This is a genomic window from Streptomyces sp. NBC_00358, from assembly GCF_036099295.1.
In the GTDB taxonomy this organism is placed as follows: Bacteria; Actinomycetota; Actinomycetes; order Streptomycetales; family Streptomycetaceae; genus Streptomyces.
Map to the genome: position 1 here is coordinate 2,203,897 of NZ_CP107976.1, position 14,535 is coordinate 2,218,431.

General features: G+C 72.2%; 11 protein-coding genes. 2 read left to right on the forward strand and 9 right to left on the reverse strand.

What is annotated here, in order from left to right; translation table 11 throughout:
* Window positions 1-15: 15 nt before the first annotated feature.
* From hydA to OHT01_RS09225, 8 genes are all read right to left on the reverse strand, one after another.
* On the reverse strand, window positions 16-1,416 hold the full coding sequence (gene hydA, locus OHT01_RS09190; RefSeq protein WP_328552633.1) for a dihydropyrimidinase: 1,401 nt from the start codon (window positions 1,414-1,416) through the stop codon (window positions 16-18).
* Window positions 1,417-1,612: 196 nt separating this feature from the next.
* Window positions 1,613-2,455, reverse strand: coding sequence for a nitrilase-related carbon-nitrogen hydrolase (locus OHT01_RS09195; protein ID WP_266763778.1), 843 nt, complete (start codon window positions 2,453-2,455; stop codon window positions 1,613-1,615).
* Between the two features lie 168 nt (window positions 2,456-2,623).
* Complete coding sequence (locus tag OHT01_RS09200) at window positions 2,624-4,180, reverse strand: PucR family transcriptional regulator (RefSeq protein ID WP_328552634.1); 1,557 nt, start codon at window positions 4,178-4,180, stop codon at window positions 2,624-2,626.
* Window positions 4,181-4,332: 152 nt separating this feature from the next.
* Window positions 4,333-5,616: an aspartate aminotransferase family protein gene (locus tag OHT01_RS09205; protein WP_328552635.1), complete on the reverse strand. Its 1,284-nt coding sequence runs from the start codon at window positions 5,614-5,616 to the stop codon at window positions 4,333-4,335.
* Window positions 5,613-6,455, reverse strand: a complete 843-nt coding sequence (locus OHT01_RS09210; protein ID WP_328552636.1) for a nitrilase-related carbon-nitrogen hydrolase — start codon at window positions 6,453-6,455, stop codon at window positions 5,613-5,615. Before OHT01_RS09210 ends, OHT01_RS09205 begins: the two co-directional genes overlap by 4 nt.
* 676 nt (window positions 6,456-7,131) lie before the next feature.
* Window positions 7,132-9,216 (reverse strand): hypothetical protein, encoded by a 2,085-nt coding sequence (locus OHT01_RS09215; protein ID WP_328552637.1) that lies wholly within the window; start codon window positions 9,214-9,216, stop codon window positions 7,132-7,134.
* Between the two features lie 257 nt (window positions 9,217-9,473).
* Window positions 9,474-10,409: an HAD family hydrolase gene (locus tag OHT01_RS09220; protein WP_328552638.1), complete on the reverse strand. Its 936-nt coding sequence runs from the start codon at window positions 10,407-10,409 to the stop codon at window positions 9,474-9,476.
* 174 nt (window positions 10,410-10,583) lie between these two features.
* The gene (locus OHT01_RS09225) at window positions 10,584-10,838 is read right to left on the reverse strand and encodes a helix-turn-helix domain-containing protein (RefSeq protein WP_328552639.1); all 255 of its coding nucleotides are present in this window, start codon (window positions 10,836-10,838) and stop codon (window positions 10,584-10,586) included.
* 32 nt (window positions 10,839-10,870) lie between these two features.
* On the opposite strand from OHT01_RS09225, the gene map reads away from it, so the two are divergent.
* The gene (gene map / locus OHT01_RS09230; protein ID WP_328552640.1) at window positions 10,871-11,638 is read left to right on the forward strand and encodes a type I methionyl aminopeptidase; all 768 of its coding nucleotides are present in this window, start codon (window positions 10,871-10,873) and stop codon (window positions 11,636-11,638) included.
* 58 nt (window positions 11,639-11,696) lie between these two features.
* On the opposite strand, the gene ggt is transcribed toward map, so the two are convergent.
* Window positions 11,697-13,514, reverse strand: coding sequence for a gamma-glutamyltransferase (gene ggt, locus OHT01_RS09235; RefSeq protein WP_328552641.1), 1,818 nt, complete (start codon window positions 13,512-13,514; stop codon window positions 11,697-11,699).
* A gap of 103 nt (window positions 13,515-13,617) precedes the next feature.
* Here ggt and OHT01_RS09240 point away from each other — a divergent pair, with 103 nt between their 5' ends.
* Window positions 13,618-14,451: a hypothetical protein gene (locus tag OHT01_RS09240; RefSeq protein ID WP_328552642.1), complete on the forward strand. Its 834-nt coding sequence runs from the start codon at window positions 13,618-13,620 to the stop codon at window positions 14,449-14,451.
* Window positions 14,452-14,535 lie beyond the last annotated feature (84 nt).

The following is a 14,535-nucleotide window of genomic DNA, read 5'->3' on the forward strand; positions in this document are numbered from 1 at the left end:
GCCACTCCTGGTCGCTCAGAGAAGGTACTGACAGGTGGAACGCGGGGTGTAGACGCCGTGACCCGCGCGTCCGGTGAACTCCCGCTCGGTGATGACCGGTTCACCACGCGAGAGCACGGTCTCGACCCGTCCGGTGACGCGTTTGCCCTCGTACGCCGAGTAGTCGACGTTCATGTGGTGGGTCTCGACCGACATGATCTGCTCGGCGTGCGGGTCGTAGATGACGACGTCGGCGTCGGCGCCGGGCGCGATGGTGCCCTTCTTCGGGTACAGGCCGAACATCCGGGCCGGGGTGGCGCAGGCGATCTCGATCCAGCGGCGCCGGGAGATGTGTCCGTCGACGACGGCCTGGTGGAGCAGGTCCATACGGTTCTCGACGCCGGGAAGGCCGTTGGGGATCTTCGAGAAGTCGCCGCGGCCGAGCTCCTTCTGGCCGGTGAAGCAGAAGGGGCAGTGGTCCGTCGACACGACCTGGAGGTCGTTGGTACGCAGGCCGCGCCACAGGGCCGTCTGGTGTTCCTTGGGCCGAAGGGGCGTACTGCACACGTACTTCGCGCCCTCGAAGTCCGGCTCCGCGAGGTTGTCGGTCGACAGGAACAGGTACTGGGGGCAGGTCTCGCCGAACACGTTCAGGCCTTCGTCACGTGCGCGGGCGATCTCGGCCACGGCTTCGGTGGCGGACACGTGCACGACGTAGAGCGGGGCGCCGGCGACCTGGGCGAGCTTGATGGCGCGGTGGGTGGCCTCGGCCTCCAGGAGCGCCTTGCGCACCTCCCCGTGGTACCGCGGATCGGTCTCGCCGCGGGCCAGCGCCTGTTCGACGAGCACGTCGATCGCGATGCCGTTCTCGGCGTGCATCATGATGAGGCCGCCGTTCTCGGCGGAGCGCTGCATGGCGCGCAGGATCTGGCCGTCGTCGCTGTAGAAGACGCCCGGATAGGCCATGAACTGCTTGAAGGAGGTGACGCCCTCCTCGACCAGCAGGTCCATCTCCTTGAGCGTCTCCTGGTTGACGTCGGAGACGATCATGTGGAACGCGTAGTCGATGGCGCAGTTGCCGTCGGCCTTGGCGTTCCAGGCGTCCAGGCCCTCGCGCAGCGAGTGGCCGACGCTCTGGACCGCGAAGTCGATGATGGTGGTGGTACCGCCCCAGGCGGCGGCCCGGGTGCCGGTCTCGAAGGTGTCGGAGGCGAAGGTGCCGCCGAAGGGCAGTTCCATGTGGGTGTGGGCGTCGACGCCGCCCGGGATGACGTACTTGCCGGTGGCGTCGATGGTGCGCTCGGCCGTCCACGACTCGGCCGCGGGTGTGCCGCTCGCCGCGAGGGCGGCGATCCGGCCGTCCTCGATCAGGACGTCGGCGTGGATCTCGTCGGACGCGGTGATGACGAGACCACCCCGGATGACGGTACGGCTCATGCTCCCTCTCCTTCCGGTCGTGCGTGCGCTGAGGGGGTTGTGAGGCTGTCAGAGGCTGAGGTCGGCACTGTTTCCTGGTGAACGGGCTCGTGGGGCGGTTCGCGAGAGGGGCCGCGCGGACCGCCGTGCCGCGGGTGGCTCCGGGCGCCGCCGTCCGGCGCCCGGAGCCGGTCCGGGCCCGTGGCGCGCGGAGGCGCTAGGGCGCGGTCAGCGGCCCGTAGGCGCCCGGGGCGCGGTCGCGGTAGAACTGCCAACGGTCGCGGACCTCGCGGAGCTTGGCCATGTCCAGGTCGCGGACGACGAGTTCGCTCTCCTTGTCGCTCGCCACCTCCCCGACGAACTGCGCCTCGGGGTCCACGAAGTACGAGGTCCCGTAGAAGTCGTTGTCGCCGTACTCCTCGACGCCCACACGGTTGATCGCCCCCACGAAGTACTCGTTGGCGACGGCCGCGGCCGGCTGCTCCAGCTGCCAGAGGTAGCCGGAGAGACCGCGTGAGGTGGCCGAGGGGTTGAAGACGATCTCGGCACCCGCGAGGCCCAGTGCCCGCCAGCCCTCCGGGAAGTGCCGGTCGTAGCAGATGTAGACGCCGATCCGGCCGACGGCCGTGTCGAAGACGGGCCAGCCCGAGTTCCCGGGCCGGAAGTAGAACTTCTCCCAGAATCCGGGGACTTGGGGAATGTGGGTCTTGCGGTACTTGCCCAGGTAGGAGCCGTCGGCGTCGATCACGGCCGCGGTGTTGTACAGGACGCCGGGCTGTTCCTCCTCGTACATCGGCAGGACGAGGACGAGGCCCAGTTCCTTCGCCAGCGCCTGGAAGCGCCGGACGATCGGACCTTCGGGGATCTGCTCGGCGTACGCGTAGAACTCTTTGTCCTGGACCTGGCAGAAGTACGGTCCGTAGAACAGCTCCTGGAAGCACAGGACCTGGGCGCCCTGCGCGGCCGCGTCGCGGGCCGCCTGCTCGTGGACCTGGATCATCGATTCCTTGTCGCCGGTCCATGCGGTCTGGAAGACGGCGGCGCGGATCACTCTGCTCATCGGGACCTCCACTCGCTGGGTGTGCGAGGAGCTTAGGAATCCCGGACGCGCCCTTTGAGTTGCACCGTGTCACGTCCGAAGCACTGTGCCGTTCCACGGTGTCACCTCCGCGTCGTTCCGTGTTTCAGCCGGGTCGTCGTGTGTTTCACCGCGGTTGCCCGTCGGTCGTCACCGTTGTTGTGCGTCGTGCGCGAGCAGGGCGATGTGGACGGACGCGGCCTGCTCGAAGTCGTCGAGGTCGACACCGAGCCGCTCCTGTATGAGTTCCAGGCGGCGGTAGAGCGCGGGCCGGCTGACATGGTGGAGCTGGGCGGTGCGCGACTTGTTGCGTCCGGTGGCGAGGTAGGTCCGCAGGACGGGCAGCAGCCGCGGGTCCGCCCGTGCCCCGCAGAGCAGCCCGTCGAGTTCCCGTTCCGCGAACGACTGGACGTGCGGATCGTCCCGCAACAGCCGTACGAGGCCGCGCAGATGGACGTCCCGCAGCCGCACCAGCGCGGGCCGGTCCTGGTCGGCGGGTGCGTCGGCGGCGGCCTCGGCGACATGCAGGGCCTCGCGCAGTCCGGCGGGGACGTCGTCCCAGGCGGTACGGGCTCCGGCGGCGGCCACGGTGGTGGGCACTCCGGTCTCGTGCCGCAGCCGCAGGGCGAAGTGCGCGGCCAGGGCGTCCGCGTCCTGGTCGCGGGCGAGGCTGAGCAGCAGGGCGGTCGCTCCGTCGGACAGCTCGGCGACGAGCCCGGGCAGCCCCAGCAGGCGTAGCACACGGTCGAGTTGGGCCGCGTCGCCGTCCCGCACCACCAGGGGCACGAAGGTGCGGCGGTTGACGGGCAGTCCGGCGGCCCGCGCTCGCGGCAGAAGCTGGCGGGCCGGTACGACTCCGCTCACCAGGTCGGTCAGCAGGCCCTGCGCGGACTCCTCCTCCCAGGTGTGGGCGGAGCCGCCGAGCATGCGGTGCAGGACCAGGGCCTCGGCGGCACGGTCGGCGAGCAGCCGTCCGGTCGCCGCGTCACCGCGGTGGCCGCACAGCACGATGCGGCCCCATCTCTCCCCCCGTCCGCCCAGTTCGGCGCGGATCCATCCGTCGCCCTCGCTGCCGCCCGCCTGCCTGGCGATCCGGTCCCAGTCGCGCAACACGTCGTCGACGGCGGAGCGTTCACCTGCGGTGGCCAGGACCCGGTGGGCGAGGTTGGTGACGACGACGGGGCATCCGGCGTGCACGGCGATCTCGTCGAGCATGCGCTGGAGGGGGGCGCCGGTGGTGATGAGCCCGGTGAGCGCGGTGCGTACGGCCTCGGAGAGGCTCACGGCGGCGAACTTGCTCCGCACCAGCCGGGACTGGACCTCCTCCGTCAACTCCGCGAAGGGGAAGGGCCGGTGGAGCACCACCATGGGGAGTCCGCAGCGTTCGGCGGCCCGGCGCATCACGTCCGGGGGCGCGGGGAAGGCCCGGCCGAGGCCGAGGACGACGGCCGCCGCCTCGGCGCGGTGCAGCGAGCGGATGTACTCGGCCTGGGCGTCAGGGTCTCCCGCGAGCAACACCCCCGTGGTGAGGACCATTTCGCCGCCGCTGAGCATCACGCCCACGTCGGCGGCCTCGGCGACATGCACCCAGCGGACGAAGCGGTCGAGGTGGCCGGCCCCGGCCACCACCTCGGGCTCTCCGGCGAGCACCCGGTCCAGGGCGAGGACCTGGCGGACCGACAGGGCGGGTTCCAAGGCGGTGGTCATGGCGGCGTTCCCCTTTTTCCGTGGCTCGTCAGCCTCCGGAGCGCTGCGTCCGGTGTCGGGGACCCGACGCGCACCCGGCCCTTCGGGCCTTCGCGCGCCGACGTCTTCGGCACCGGGCGCCCCTTCGGCTCGTCGCCCTTGCTCACGATCTGTTACTGGGCCCGCCTCAGGGCGCGTTCAAGGATCGCCGCACCCTCCTCCGCCTCCGCGACGGTGAGGGACAGCGGCGGGGCGATGCGCAGCACGCTGGTGTCGTGACCGCCGCCCTTGCCGATCAACAGGCCTTCCTCGCAGGCCGCTTCGAGTACGGCCGCGGCCCCTTCGGGGTTCGCTCGGTCGGTGCCGGGCCGGACCAGTTCGACGCCGATCATCAGTCCGCGCCCGCGTACCTCGCGTACGCAGCCGAGTTGGGCGCCGATCGCGCGGAGCCGTTCGAGGAGCAGGCCGCCGACGCGCCGGGCGTTGCCCTGGAGGTCGTGTTCGAGGAGGTAGGTGAGGTTCGCCAGCCCCGCCGCCATGGTGACCGGTGAACCGCCGAAGGTCGAGATGGAGTTGGAGTCGAGGCTGTTCATGATCTCGGCGCGGGCGACCACACCGCCGATGGACATGCCGTTGCCGATGCCCTTGGCGAAGGTGAGCATGTCGGGCGGGCCGGAGGCGGCGTGCGCCTGCCATCCCCAGAAGTGCTCGCCGGTGCGGCCCCAGCCCGTCTGCACCTCGTCGGAGATCCAGAGGACACCGTGCTCTTGGAGGACCTCGCGGAAGGCCGCGTACAGGCCGTCGGGCGGTGCGGTGAAGCCGCCGACGCCCTGGACGGGTTCGGCGATCAGCGCCGCCGGCGGGCGCACATGGCCGAGCAGGTCCCGGAGGTCCTCGACACAGGCGGCGACGAACGCCTTGTCGTCGAGGTCGGCGTAGGGGCCGCGGGTGCGGACGCCGCCGTGCACGTACAGCGTCTGGAGGGGGGACAGGGAGGTGGGTGACCAGCCCTTGTTGCCGGTGATCCCGACCGAGCTGAACGACCGGCCGTGGTAGCTGTTGCGCATGGCCAGGATCTGGTTGCTCCGCCGGTGGGCGGTGGCGAGCAGCAGGGCCGTGTCGTTGGCCTCGGTGCCGGAGGTGGTGAAGAAGACGCGGGCGTCCGGAATGCCCGACAAGTGGGCTACGCGCTCGGCGAGTTCGACCATCGGCCGGTTGAGGTAGAGCGTCGAGGAGTGGATGATCCGGCCGGCCTGCTCGCTGACCGCCTTCGTCACCTCGGGCAGGGCGTGAGCGGTCATCGTGGTGAGGATGCCGCCGAAGAAGTCGAGGTACTTGTTGCCCTCGGCGTCCCAGACGTGGCGGCCCTCGCCGTGCGTGATCTCGATCGGGTCCTCGTAGTAGAGGGCGAGCCAGTCGGGCAGGACGGCCTGGTGGCGGGCGTACAGGTCGGTCATGGCTGCACCAGCCCTTCGTAGGCGTCGGGACGCCGGTCGCGGTAGAACGCCCACTGTTGGCGTACTTCCTCGATGAGGTCGAAGTCCAGGTCCCGGACGATGAGTTCCTCAGCCTTGTCGCTCGCCGTCTCGCCGACGAACTGTCCGCGCGGGTCGACGAAGTACGAGGTCCCGTAGAAGTCGTTGTCGCCGTACTCCTCCTGCCCGACCCGGTTGATCGCGGCGATGAAGTACTCGTTGGCGACGGCCGCGGCGGGCTGTTCCAGCTGCCAGAGATGGGCGGAGAGGCCGCGGGAGGTGGCGGAGGGGTTGTACACGAGCTGGGCGCCGTTCAGGCCGAGCTGACGCCAGCCTTCGGGGAAGTGCCGGTCGTAGCAGATGTAGACGCCGATCCGGCCGACGGCCGTGTCGAAGACGGGCCAGCCGAGGTTGCCGGGCTTGAAGTAGTACTTCTCCCAGAAGCCCTTCACCTGCGGGATGTGGTGCTTGCGGTACTTGCCGAGGTACGTGCCGTCGGCGTCGATCACCGCCGCCGTGTTGAAGTAGAAGCCGGACTGCTCGACCTCGAACACGGGGACGACGATCACCATGCCGGTCTCGCGCGCGAGCTCCTTCATACGGGTGACGGTGGGCCCGTCGGGGACCGGTTCCGCCCAGCCGTAGTGCTCCGGCTCCTGGACCTGGCAGAAGTAGGGGGCGTTGAAGACTTCCTGGAATCCGATGACCTTGGCACCCTGCCGGGCCGCCTCGCGGGCGTGCTCCTCGTGCTTGGCGACCATGGATGCGGTGTCCCCGGTCCAGGTGGCCTGGACCAGGGCGGCACGTACGACGTTGGCCATGAGCTGCTCCTTCGACGGGACGTCAGAGAGCCTCTACGCCCGTAGACAAAGGCTGTAGAGGCTCGAAAGTAAGCCCCCCGGACAGCCTTGCCAAGACCATCGTCGTTAACCCGCTGAGTCGATCACGTTTCTGACCCCCACGGGTGAGTGACGTGGCCGCCGAGTCCGGACGGTGGGGCCGATCGGGGGACCCCGGCACTCGCGCGCGCCGCGGTCCGCGACGGGGGTCCACGGGCCGTGGAAGAGGGCCGTGGGCAAGGGGTGCGCGGGCGGGCGCGGCCGTGTGGGTGCGCGGGCGCGGGCAGATTGGCCTGCCCGGTGCGGTCCGGTACGGCCCCGGTGCGCGGGCGCGAGCGGACGGCAGACGCGGCCCGGTGGCGGGCGGGCCGCAGACGCGGCCCGGTGGCGGGCACAGCCAGACGGCGGGCACGCGGCAGGCGCGGCCGGACGGCGGGCACGCGGCGGGCACAGCCGGACGGCGGGCGCGTGACAGGCACAGCCGGACGGCGGGCGCGTGACAGGCACAGCCGGACGGCGGGCGCGTGACAGGCACAGCCGGACGGCGGGCGCGTGACAGGCACAGCCGGACGGCGGGCGCGTGACAGGCACAGCCGGACGGCGGGCGTGCCGCAAGCGCGACCGGGCGGCGGGCGGGCGCGGCCGGACGGACGGACGGTCACGCGGCGAAGCCGGCGACCCGTAAGGCATGGACCAGGTCCCAGTGACACTCGTCGGACACGCTCCGGGCCGCCCGCAGGAGGAGCGGTACGAGCCGGTGCGGGTCCGTCTCGGCGCTGCGGGCGGCCTCCTCCGGGGTGCGCACCCGGACGTACGCGTCGAGAAGCGCGCCGATCTCGCGCCCGCGGCCCTCGTCGGCGAGACCGAGCACGGCGGCCCCGATCTCGGGTGCGGGCCGGGTGACCCCCTGGCGCAGCATCTGCCGCCCGTCATCGGTGCGGCCGGCTGCGGTGAGGGCGTCGGCCGCCGCCACCAGCCGGTCGGCGGGCAGGGAGGCCGACTCCCAGAGCAGGCCGGCCCAGTCCGCGTCGAGGCCGGCGCGGTGGAGTTCGGCGGCGAGCAGGGGAAGGCGCGCGGGGGGCCAGTACGCCGCTTCGGCGAGCAGCGCGTGCGCCTCGCCGCTGCGCCCCTCGCTCCGCAGCCGCGTCAGCGTCCCGACGATGTCCGTGATGAGCCGCCGCGCGTCGTCGTCCGGCGGTTCGGCCTCCGTCCGGGGGCGCGCAGGTTCTTCGGCGGCTCCCGCGAAGCGCGCGCCACGCGGAGTGCGCCTGCCGGGCTCTGGCGCGGTGGGCAGCACCGGTGCCGCCTCCGGTACGGCCATGGGCGCGGGTTCCTCGGCGCCTCCCGCGAAGCGCGCGCCACGCGGAGTGCGCCTGCCGGGCTCGGGCGCGGCGGGCAGCACCCGTGCCGCCTCCGGTACGGCCATGGGCGCGGCGTCCGGCTCCGCCATCCCGGCGAAGCGGGCGCTGCCACGCGGGCGTCGCTTGGATCGCTGCCTGGGGGCCGTGCCGCGGGGCGCCGTCCTGCCGCGGCCGTCCATCGGCGCGGGCACGGGGGACGCGGACTCGGCGTCACCGCCCGGCACGGAATCCGTGCGGGCGGATCCCGGCATCCCCTCGCCGCCCGGCGAGTGGCCCGCCAAGGGGGACCCGGGTACCGCTGCACCGCCCGCCGCGTGACGCGGCGGCGGAGGCCATGAACCTGCCTCACCGTCCCACGTACGGTCCGACGGCGGAGACCAGGAGCCCGCCCCACCGCCCGCCGCGTGACCCGACGGCGGAGACGGTCGACCAGCCTCACCGTCCGACGCGTGGCCCTTCGGCGGAGACCAGGGAGCTGTCTGTTCGGGGACCCTCGCGTGGGTGCCGGGGTTCGGTCCCGGGCCGGGGGTCGCGGGCCGGACGCCGGAGCCGGCGCCGACGTCACGCGCGCCGGGGTGCGTACCGTGGCCGACGCCTGTCCGCGCGCCGGAGTGTGCACCTCGGTCCGCGCCCGGGTGCACGCCCGGCATGCCGGACTCCGGGGCGCGCCGGGCGCCTCCCCGTTCGGATGGGCCCCACTGAGGCGCCTCCGGCTCGGGCGGGAGCGGTACGGACGGGGCCGGTTCGAAAGCACGGGGTTCGAACGGGACCGGTTCGAACGGGTCCGCCCAGTCCTCCGGTTGCCGCGTCCATGCGCCTCCCCCGGCGGCGGGGGCCGGACGGGTCAGCGAACCCGGGGCACGGGCGGGCAGGGCGTTGCGGTCGAAGTCGGCCATGCGACGGCGCAGTTCGGTGCAGCGGGCGGTGGCGCGTTCGTGATCGTCCTGAGCCCAGGCGAGGTCCAGGCGGATCGCCTCGGCCTCTTCCCGGGAGGCCGCCGAGGGAAGGAGCCTGCTCAGTTCGGCCTGGCGTTCGGCGGCATAGCGCTGTTCGCGGAGCATGACGTCGAGGCGGTCACCGAGGGCGTCCCGGCCGCCCGGACGGGTGTCGTACGCGGCCAGCGAGGCTTCGTGCAGTACACGGGCCCGTTCGGTCTCCTGGGCGGCCGCACGCTCCCCGTACTCCGCGGCGACGTCCTGGAGAAGCGCCTCCACGACGTCCCAGGGCGGCACTTCCCAGCCGTCGAGACACGCGCGCATACCGTCCGGATCACGTTGCCAGAAGACTCCGCACCAGCCGCCCCCCTGGTCGAGTCGCGCCACCAGCCCGTTCAGGTACTTCGCGAACTCCTGTACCTGTCCCGGGAGTTGTTCTACAGCCATCACCCAACTCCCCGCCCGACGTGAGTACTCCGGCCCGATAGAAAACACCAGCCGTGTTACGGATCGACTACGGGGAGTTTTCGCAGAGCCCTCAGCGACGAACACATCGACGCACGCCCGTTCGAGCGCACCGAACGCCGGAGCGGGCGAGCGCCCGGCCCGAGCCGCCCGACCGCCCGGACCCGGGGACGACGACCGCCCGAACCCGGGAGGCCGACCGCCCGAACCCGCCCCGGGGCGGCGGCGCTCGCGCGGGTTCAGATGCGGCGCGCCTCCCCCGCCACGGCACGGGGCAGGACGAGCCGGATGAGGGCGGCCACGCCTTCGTCGTCGTTGCTGGGCAGCACGATGTCGGCGGCCCGCAGGGTCTCCTCGTGGGCGTTGGCGACGGCGGCGGCGAGCCCGGCCACGCGCAGCATCGGGAGGTCGTCGGGCATGTCACCGACGGCGGCGGTGTGCTCCAACGGGATTCCGCGCCGCTCGGCGAGCAGGCGCAGGGCCTCGCCCTTGTCGACGCCGGGGGCGGACAGTTCGAGGAAGCCACCGGCGGACCTGGTGATCACCGCGCGGTCACCGACGACCGCCGCGAGCATCGCGGCCAGTTCGTCCACCAGCAGCATCGGGTGGGCGACGAGGATCTTGGCGACCGGCTCTCCGCCCTCGGGTGCGGACCCGCCCTCCAGCGGCACATGGCGCCACGGGTTCGGCACCAGCCGCACGAAGGCCGCCTCCAGCCGGAGCCCGGACACCGAGTCGACCCCCGCCGCGATGCCGGGCACCGCGTCCCGCAGCGCGCGCAGGATCCCCGCCGCGTCGCCGGGGCCGAACCCCCGGCAGTCCAGCAGCCGCCCCGACGCGACGTCGACGGTCATCGCGCCGTTGCCGCACACCACGGGGCCGGTGAGCCCGTAGCGCCGGGCCAGTTCCAGGGTGTCCCGGACGGGCCGTCCGGTCACCCCCACCACGGCGACACCGGCCCTCCCCGCCTCCGCCAGCGTGCCCAGCGTGCGCTCGCGGATGACGCCGGCCGAGTCGAGCAGGGTGCCGTCGAGGTCGGTGCAGACGAGCCGTACGACCTTGCGCGCGCGACGTCCGTGGCCGGCCGTGGGCTCCGTACGGCTGGAAAGCCCCGCCTCACCGAGCGGTGGCTCCTTCGAAATCTCCACGCCGGAGCGGGCGTTGATGTTCGACATGGCCGGAGGCTAGTGACTACGCGCGTAGACGACAAGAGGTTGTTTCGAGAATTCAACAATTCCTTGAAGAAGCGGGACCGCCTCGCCATCACCCACGACCGGTGACCCGTCACCCGTCACCCGTCACCCGTCACCCGTCACCCGCGACCGGTGACCGGTGAACCCGCGAAACCGTCAGACCACCGGCACCAGGGCACATCGCACGACGAGGTCGTCCATCGAGAGCCCGAGGGCCCGTGCGAGCGCCGCGACCGTGAAGAAGGCGGGCGTGGGTGCCCGCCCGGTCTCGATCTTGCGCAGGGTCTCCGCGGAGATCCCGGCCACCCCGGCGATGTCCGTCATGCTGCGGCCGCCGCGGGCCTCACGCAGCATCCGGCCGAGCCGCTCGCCGCGCTCGCGCTCTTCGGGGGTCAGGGGGGTTCGCACCATGGGCCCATTCTAATACCGGTATAATAATTGGCATGGTGGAACTGAAGACGGATACATCGATCGACGAGATGCACGCGGCCGGCCAGGTCGTGGGCCGGGCGCTCACGGCGGTGCGGGAGGCCGCCGACGTGGGCGTCTCCCTTCTGGAACTGGACGAGGTGGCGCACCAGGTCCTGCGTGAGGCGGGCGCGACGTCGCCCTTCCTCGGCTATCGCCCCTCCTTCGCGCCCACGCCCTTTCCCGCGGTCATCTGCGCCTCCGTGAACGAGGCGATCGTGCACGGCATCCCGACCCGCGACCGACTGCGCGACGGCGACCTGGTCTCCATCGACTTCGGCGCCGAACTGGGCGGCTGGGTGGGCGACTCGGCGATCAGCTTCATCGTCGGCAAGCCGCGCGCCGCCGACGTGCGGCTCGTGGAGACCGCCGAGCGGGCCCTGGCCGCGGGTATCGAGGCGGCCGTCGTCGGCAACCGCATCGGGGACATCGCGCACGCCGTCGGCACCGTGTGCCGCGCGGCGGGGTACGGCATCCCGGAGGGCTTCGGCGGGCACGGCGTGGGCCGCCGGATGCACGAGGACCCCCCGGTCCCGAACGAGGGCCGTCCCGGCCGCGGACTGCGACTGCGGCACGGGATGGTCCTCGCCATCGAGCCGATGCTCATCGGCGGCGGCACGGACGGCTATCACGAGGCCCCCGACGGCTGGACACTGCGCACCAACGACGGCTCCCGGGCGGCCCACGCGGAGCACACGGTGGCCATCACGGACTCGGGCCCCCGCATCCTGACGGCACGCTGACCGCCCGGCCGTCGACTGCCGCGGGGCGGAGGGGTGTTCCTGCCCCGCGGCAGGAGCGCTACGGAGTGGGCCGCACCACCATGGCCGATCCTCCGCCGCGCCGGACCTTCTCCGCCGCGGCCAGCCAGGTGCCGTTCGCGAGGCGCTGGACGCCCGTGGCCGCGCCGATCTCCGGGTTCACCTTGAAGGAGTGGCCGATGGCTTCGAGCCGCGCCCTCAACGGGCTGTCGTACAGACCGGGTTCGAGCTCGGTCTGGGCGGTGTTGCGCTGGCTGGCGCGTGGCGCCGCGATGGCGTCGACCAGCGGGAGCCCCCGGTCGACGAACTCGGTCAGAGTCTGCAGGACGGTCGTGATGATGCTCGCTCCGCCCGGCGAACCGAGCGCCACGACGGGCCTGCCGTTCCGGTCGAGCACGATGGTCGGCGAGATCGACGAGCGCGGGCGCTTGCCGGGACCCGGCAGATTGGGGTCGTGCACCGCCGGGTTGGCCGGCGTGAACGAGAAGTCCGTCAGTTCGTTGTTGAGGAGGAAGCCGCGTCCCGGGACGGTGATGCCGCTGCCGCCCGTCTGTTCGATGGTCAGCGTGTAGGCGACGACGTTGCCCCACTTGTCGGCCACCGTCAGATGGGTCGTGTTCTCCCCCTCGTACGTCGTCGGGGCGGCCGTCCCGGTGGTGCCGCAGGCGGCGGGGCTGCTCGGGTCGCCCGGCGCGAGCGGGCTCGTCAGCACGGCGTCGTCCTTGATGAGGCAGGCCCGGCCGTCCGCGTACCGCTGCGACAGCAGGCCCTTGGTGGGGACGTCCTCGAAGGCCGGATCGCCCACCCAGCGGCCCCGGTCCGCGAACGCGATCCGGCTCGCCTCGATGTAGCGGTGCAGGTACTGCGCCTCGCTCGCCTTCGAGAGGTCCGTCCTCTCCAGGATGTTGAGCGCTTCACCGACGGTCGTACCGCCGGAGGAGGACGGCGCGATCGAGTAGACGTCCAGTCCGCGGTACGAGGTCCGGGTGGGCGCCTGGCGCTTCGCCCGGTACACCGCGAGATCCTTCAGGGACAGCTTGCCGGGCCGGGCGTCGTAGCCGGACGCGGGGTCCACGGGCGGCTTGTCGACCGTGGCGACGATGTCCCGGCCGAGGTCGCCGCCGTAGACCGCGCCCGTGCCCTTCCTGCCCAACTCCTCGTACGTGCGCGCGAGATCGGGGTTCCTGAAGGTCGATCCGACGGCCGGCAGCGAGCCTCCGGGCAGGAAGAGCTTCGCCGTGTCGGGGAAGTTCCTGAAGCGGTCCTGGTTCGACTCCGTCTGCGAGCGGAACGTCGCGTCGACCGTGAAGCCGTCGCGGGCGATGCGCTCGGCCGGCTTGAGGACGCTGCCCAGGCGCTCGCTGCCCCAGGAGTCCAGGGCGGTCTGCCAGGTGGCGGACGTGCCCGGTGTGCCCACGCTCAGGCCGCTGGTGACGGCGTCCGCGAAGGCGAGCGGCCGGCCGTTCTCCAGGAACAGCCCGGAGTCGGCGGTCAGGGGTGCCGTCTCGCGTCCGTCGATCGTGTGCACCGTACGGGACTTGGCGTCGTAGTAGACGAAGTAGCCGCCTCCGCCGATGCCGGACGAGTAGGGCTCGGTGACGCCGAGGGCCGCCGCCGTGGCGACGGCCGCGTCGACGGCGTTGCCGCCCTTCTTCAGCACCTCGATGCCGGCGGCCGAGGCGTCCGCGTCGACGCTCGCCACGGCACCTCCGGAGCCGACCGCGACGGGTACCTTCGCCACGGACGCCCTCGCGACCGGACCCGCGGCCGGCGCCCCGGGTGGCGCCGCCGCTCCCACTAATACCGTCGCGGCCGAAACCGCCAGGACCGTCAGATTCCGCGCAAGTGGGCGTCGCATCCGTACCTCCAGTCAACAGCAGTCTGCGCAGCGTAACTTCACCGCCATGCGCGCGTCAGGCCCCCTCGAACACGGTTCCGTGAGCCCGCTAGCATGCGCGCACATGACTGACGACGTGCGCAACATCGTTCTCGGCGTCCTGGCGGCCGGCATCAGTGCCGCGCTCGGCTGGCTCGCCCGCACCTATCTGTGGCGGCGCAGGCTCCGCCGCAAGCAGGCGTTCTTCGGACTGCCCGACAACTCCGAGTCGCTGCTGGTGGTGAACCGCGAGGCGGGCGGACCCGAGCTCACGGTGATGCGCCACGACGTGTTCGCACTCCTCGAACTGTCCGCGCTGATCAAGGACTGCGGCGCGCACGCCCAGGTCATAGCGCACGACGCGACCCAGCAGGGATTCGGGGAGCGGACGGAGTTCTGCGTGGGCGGGCCGGCCTCGAACCGGCGTATGGCCGCGCACCTGCACTCCCTGCTGCCCGGTGTCCACGTCAACGTCGACTCCGAACCCGGGCCCGACCGGGGCGCCTTCCAGATCGGCAGCGAGCGCTACCGCCTGGATCCCGGCAAGGCCGAGTACGTGATCCTCGCCCGGCTCACCGCGGGCCAGAGCCGTGACGTGAGACCGGTCTTCCTCTTCTGCGGCCAGCGCGCGATCACCAACCAGGCGGCGACCCGCTATCTCGCCCGCAACCACACACGCCTCGCCCGCAAGCACGGGGGCAGCAGCTTCGTCCTGCTCCTGAAGGTCGTCAACTCCCAGGCGTACGGCCCCGATGTCGTCGAGGTCGTCGCGGACGTCACCCGCGCCGCCCAGACCCCGCTGCCGACTCCCCCGGAGCCGGAGACGGCCTCGGGAGCCAAGAAGGGCGCGGGGTCCTCGGCGACACCGGCCACGGCTCGGCCGCGTCGGCGCCCGACACCCGAATCGAACGACGCCTGACCTCGCTTACCGCCCGGCTTCTCTGACGTGCCGTCACTTTCCGGCCGTCCGCGCGGACTTGTCCCGGCGAGGTTTCGGCTGATC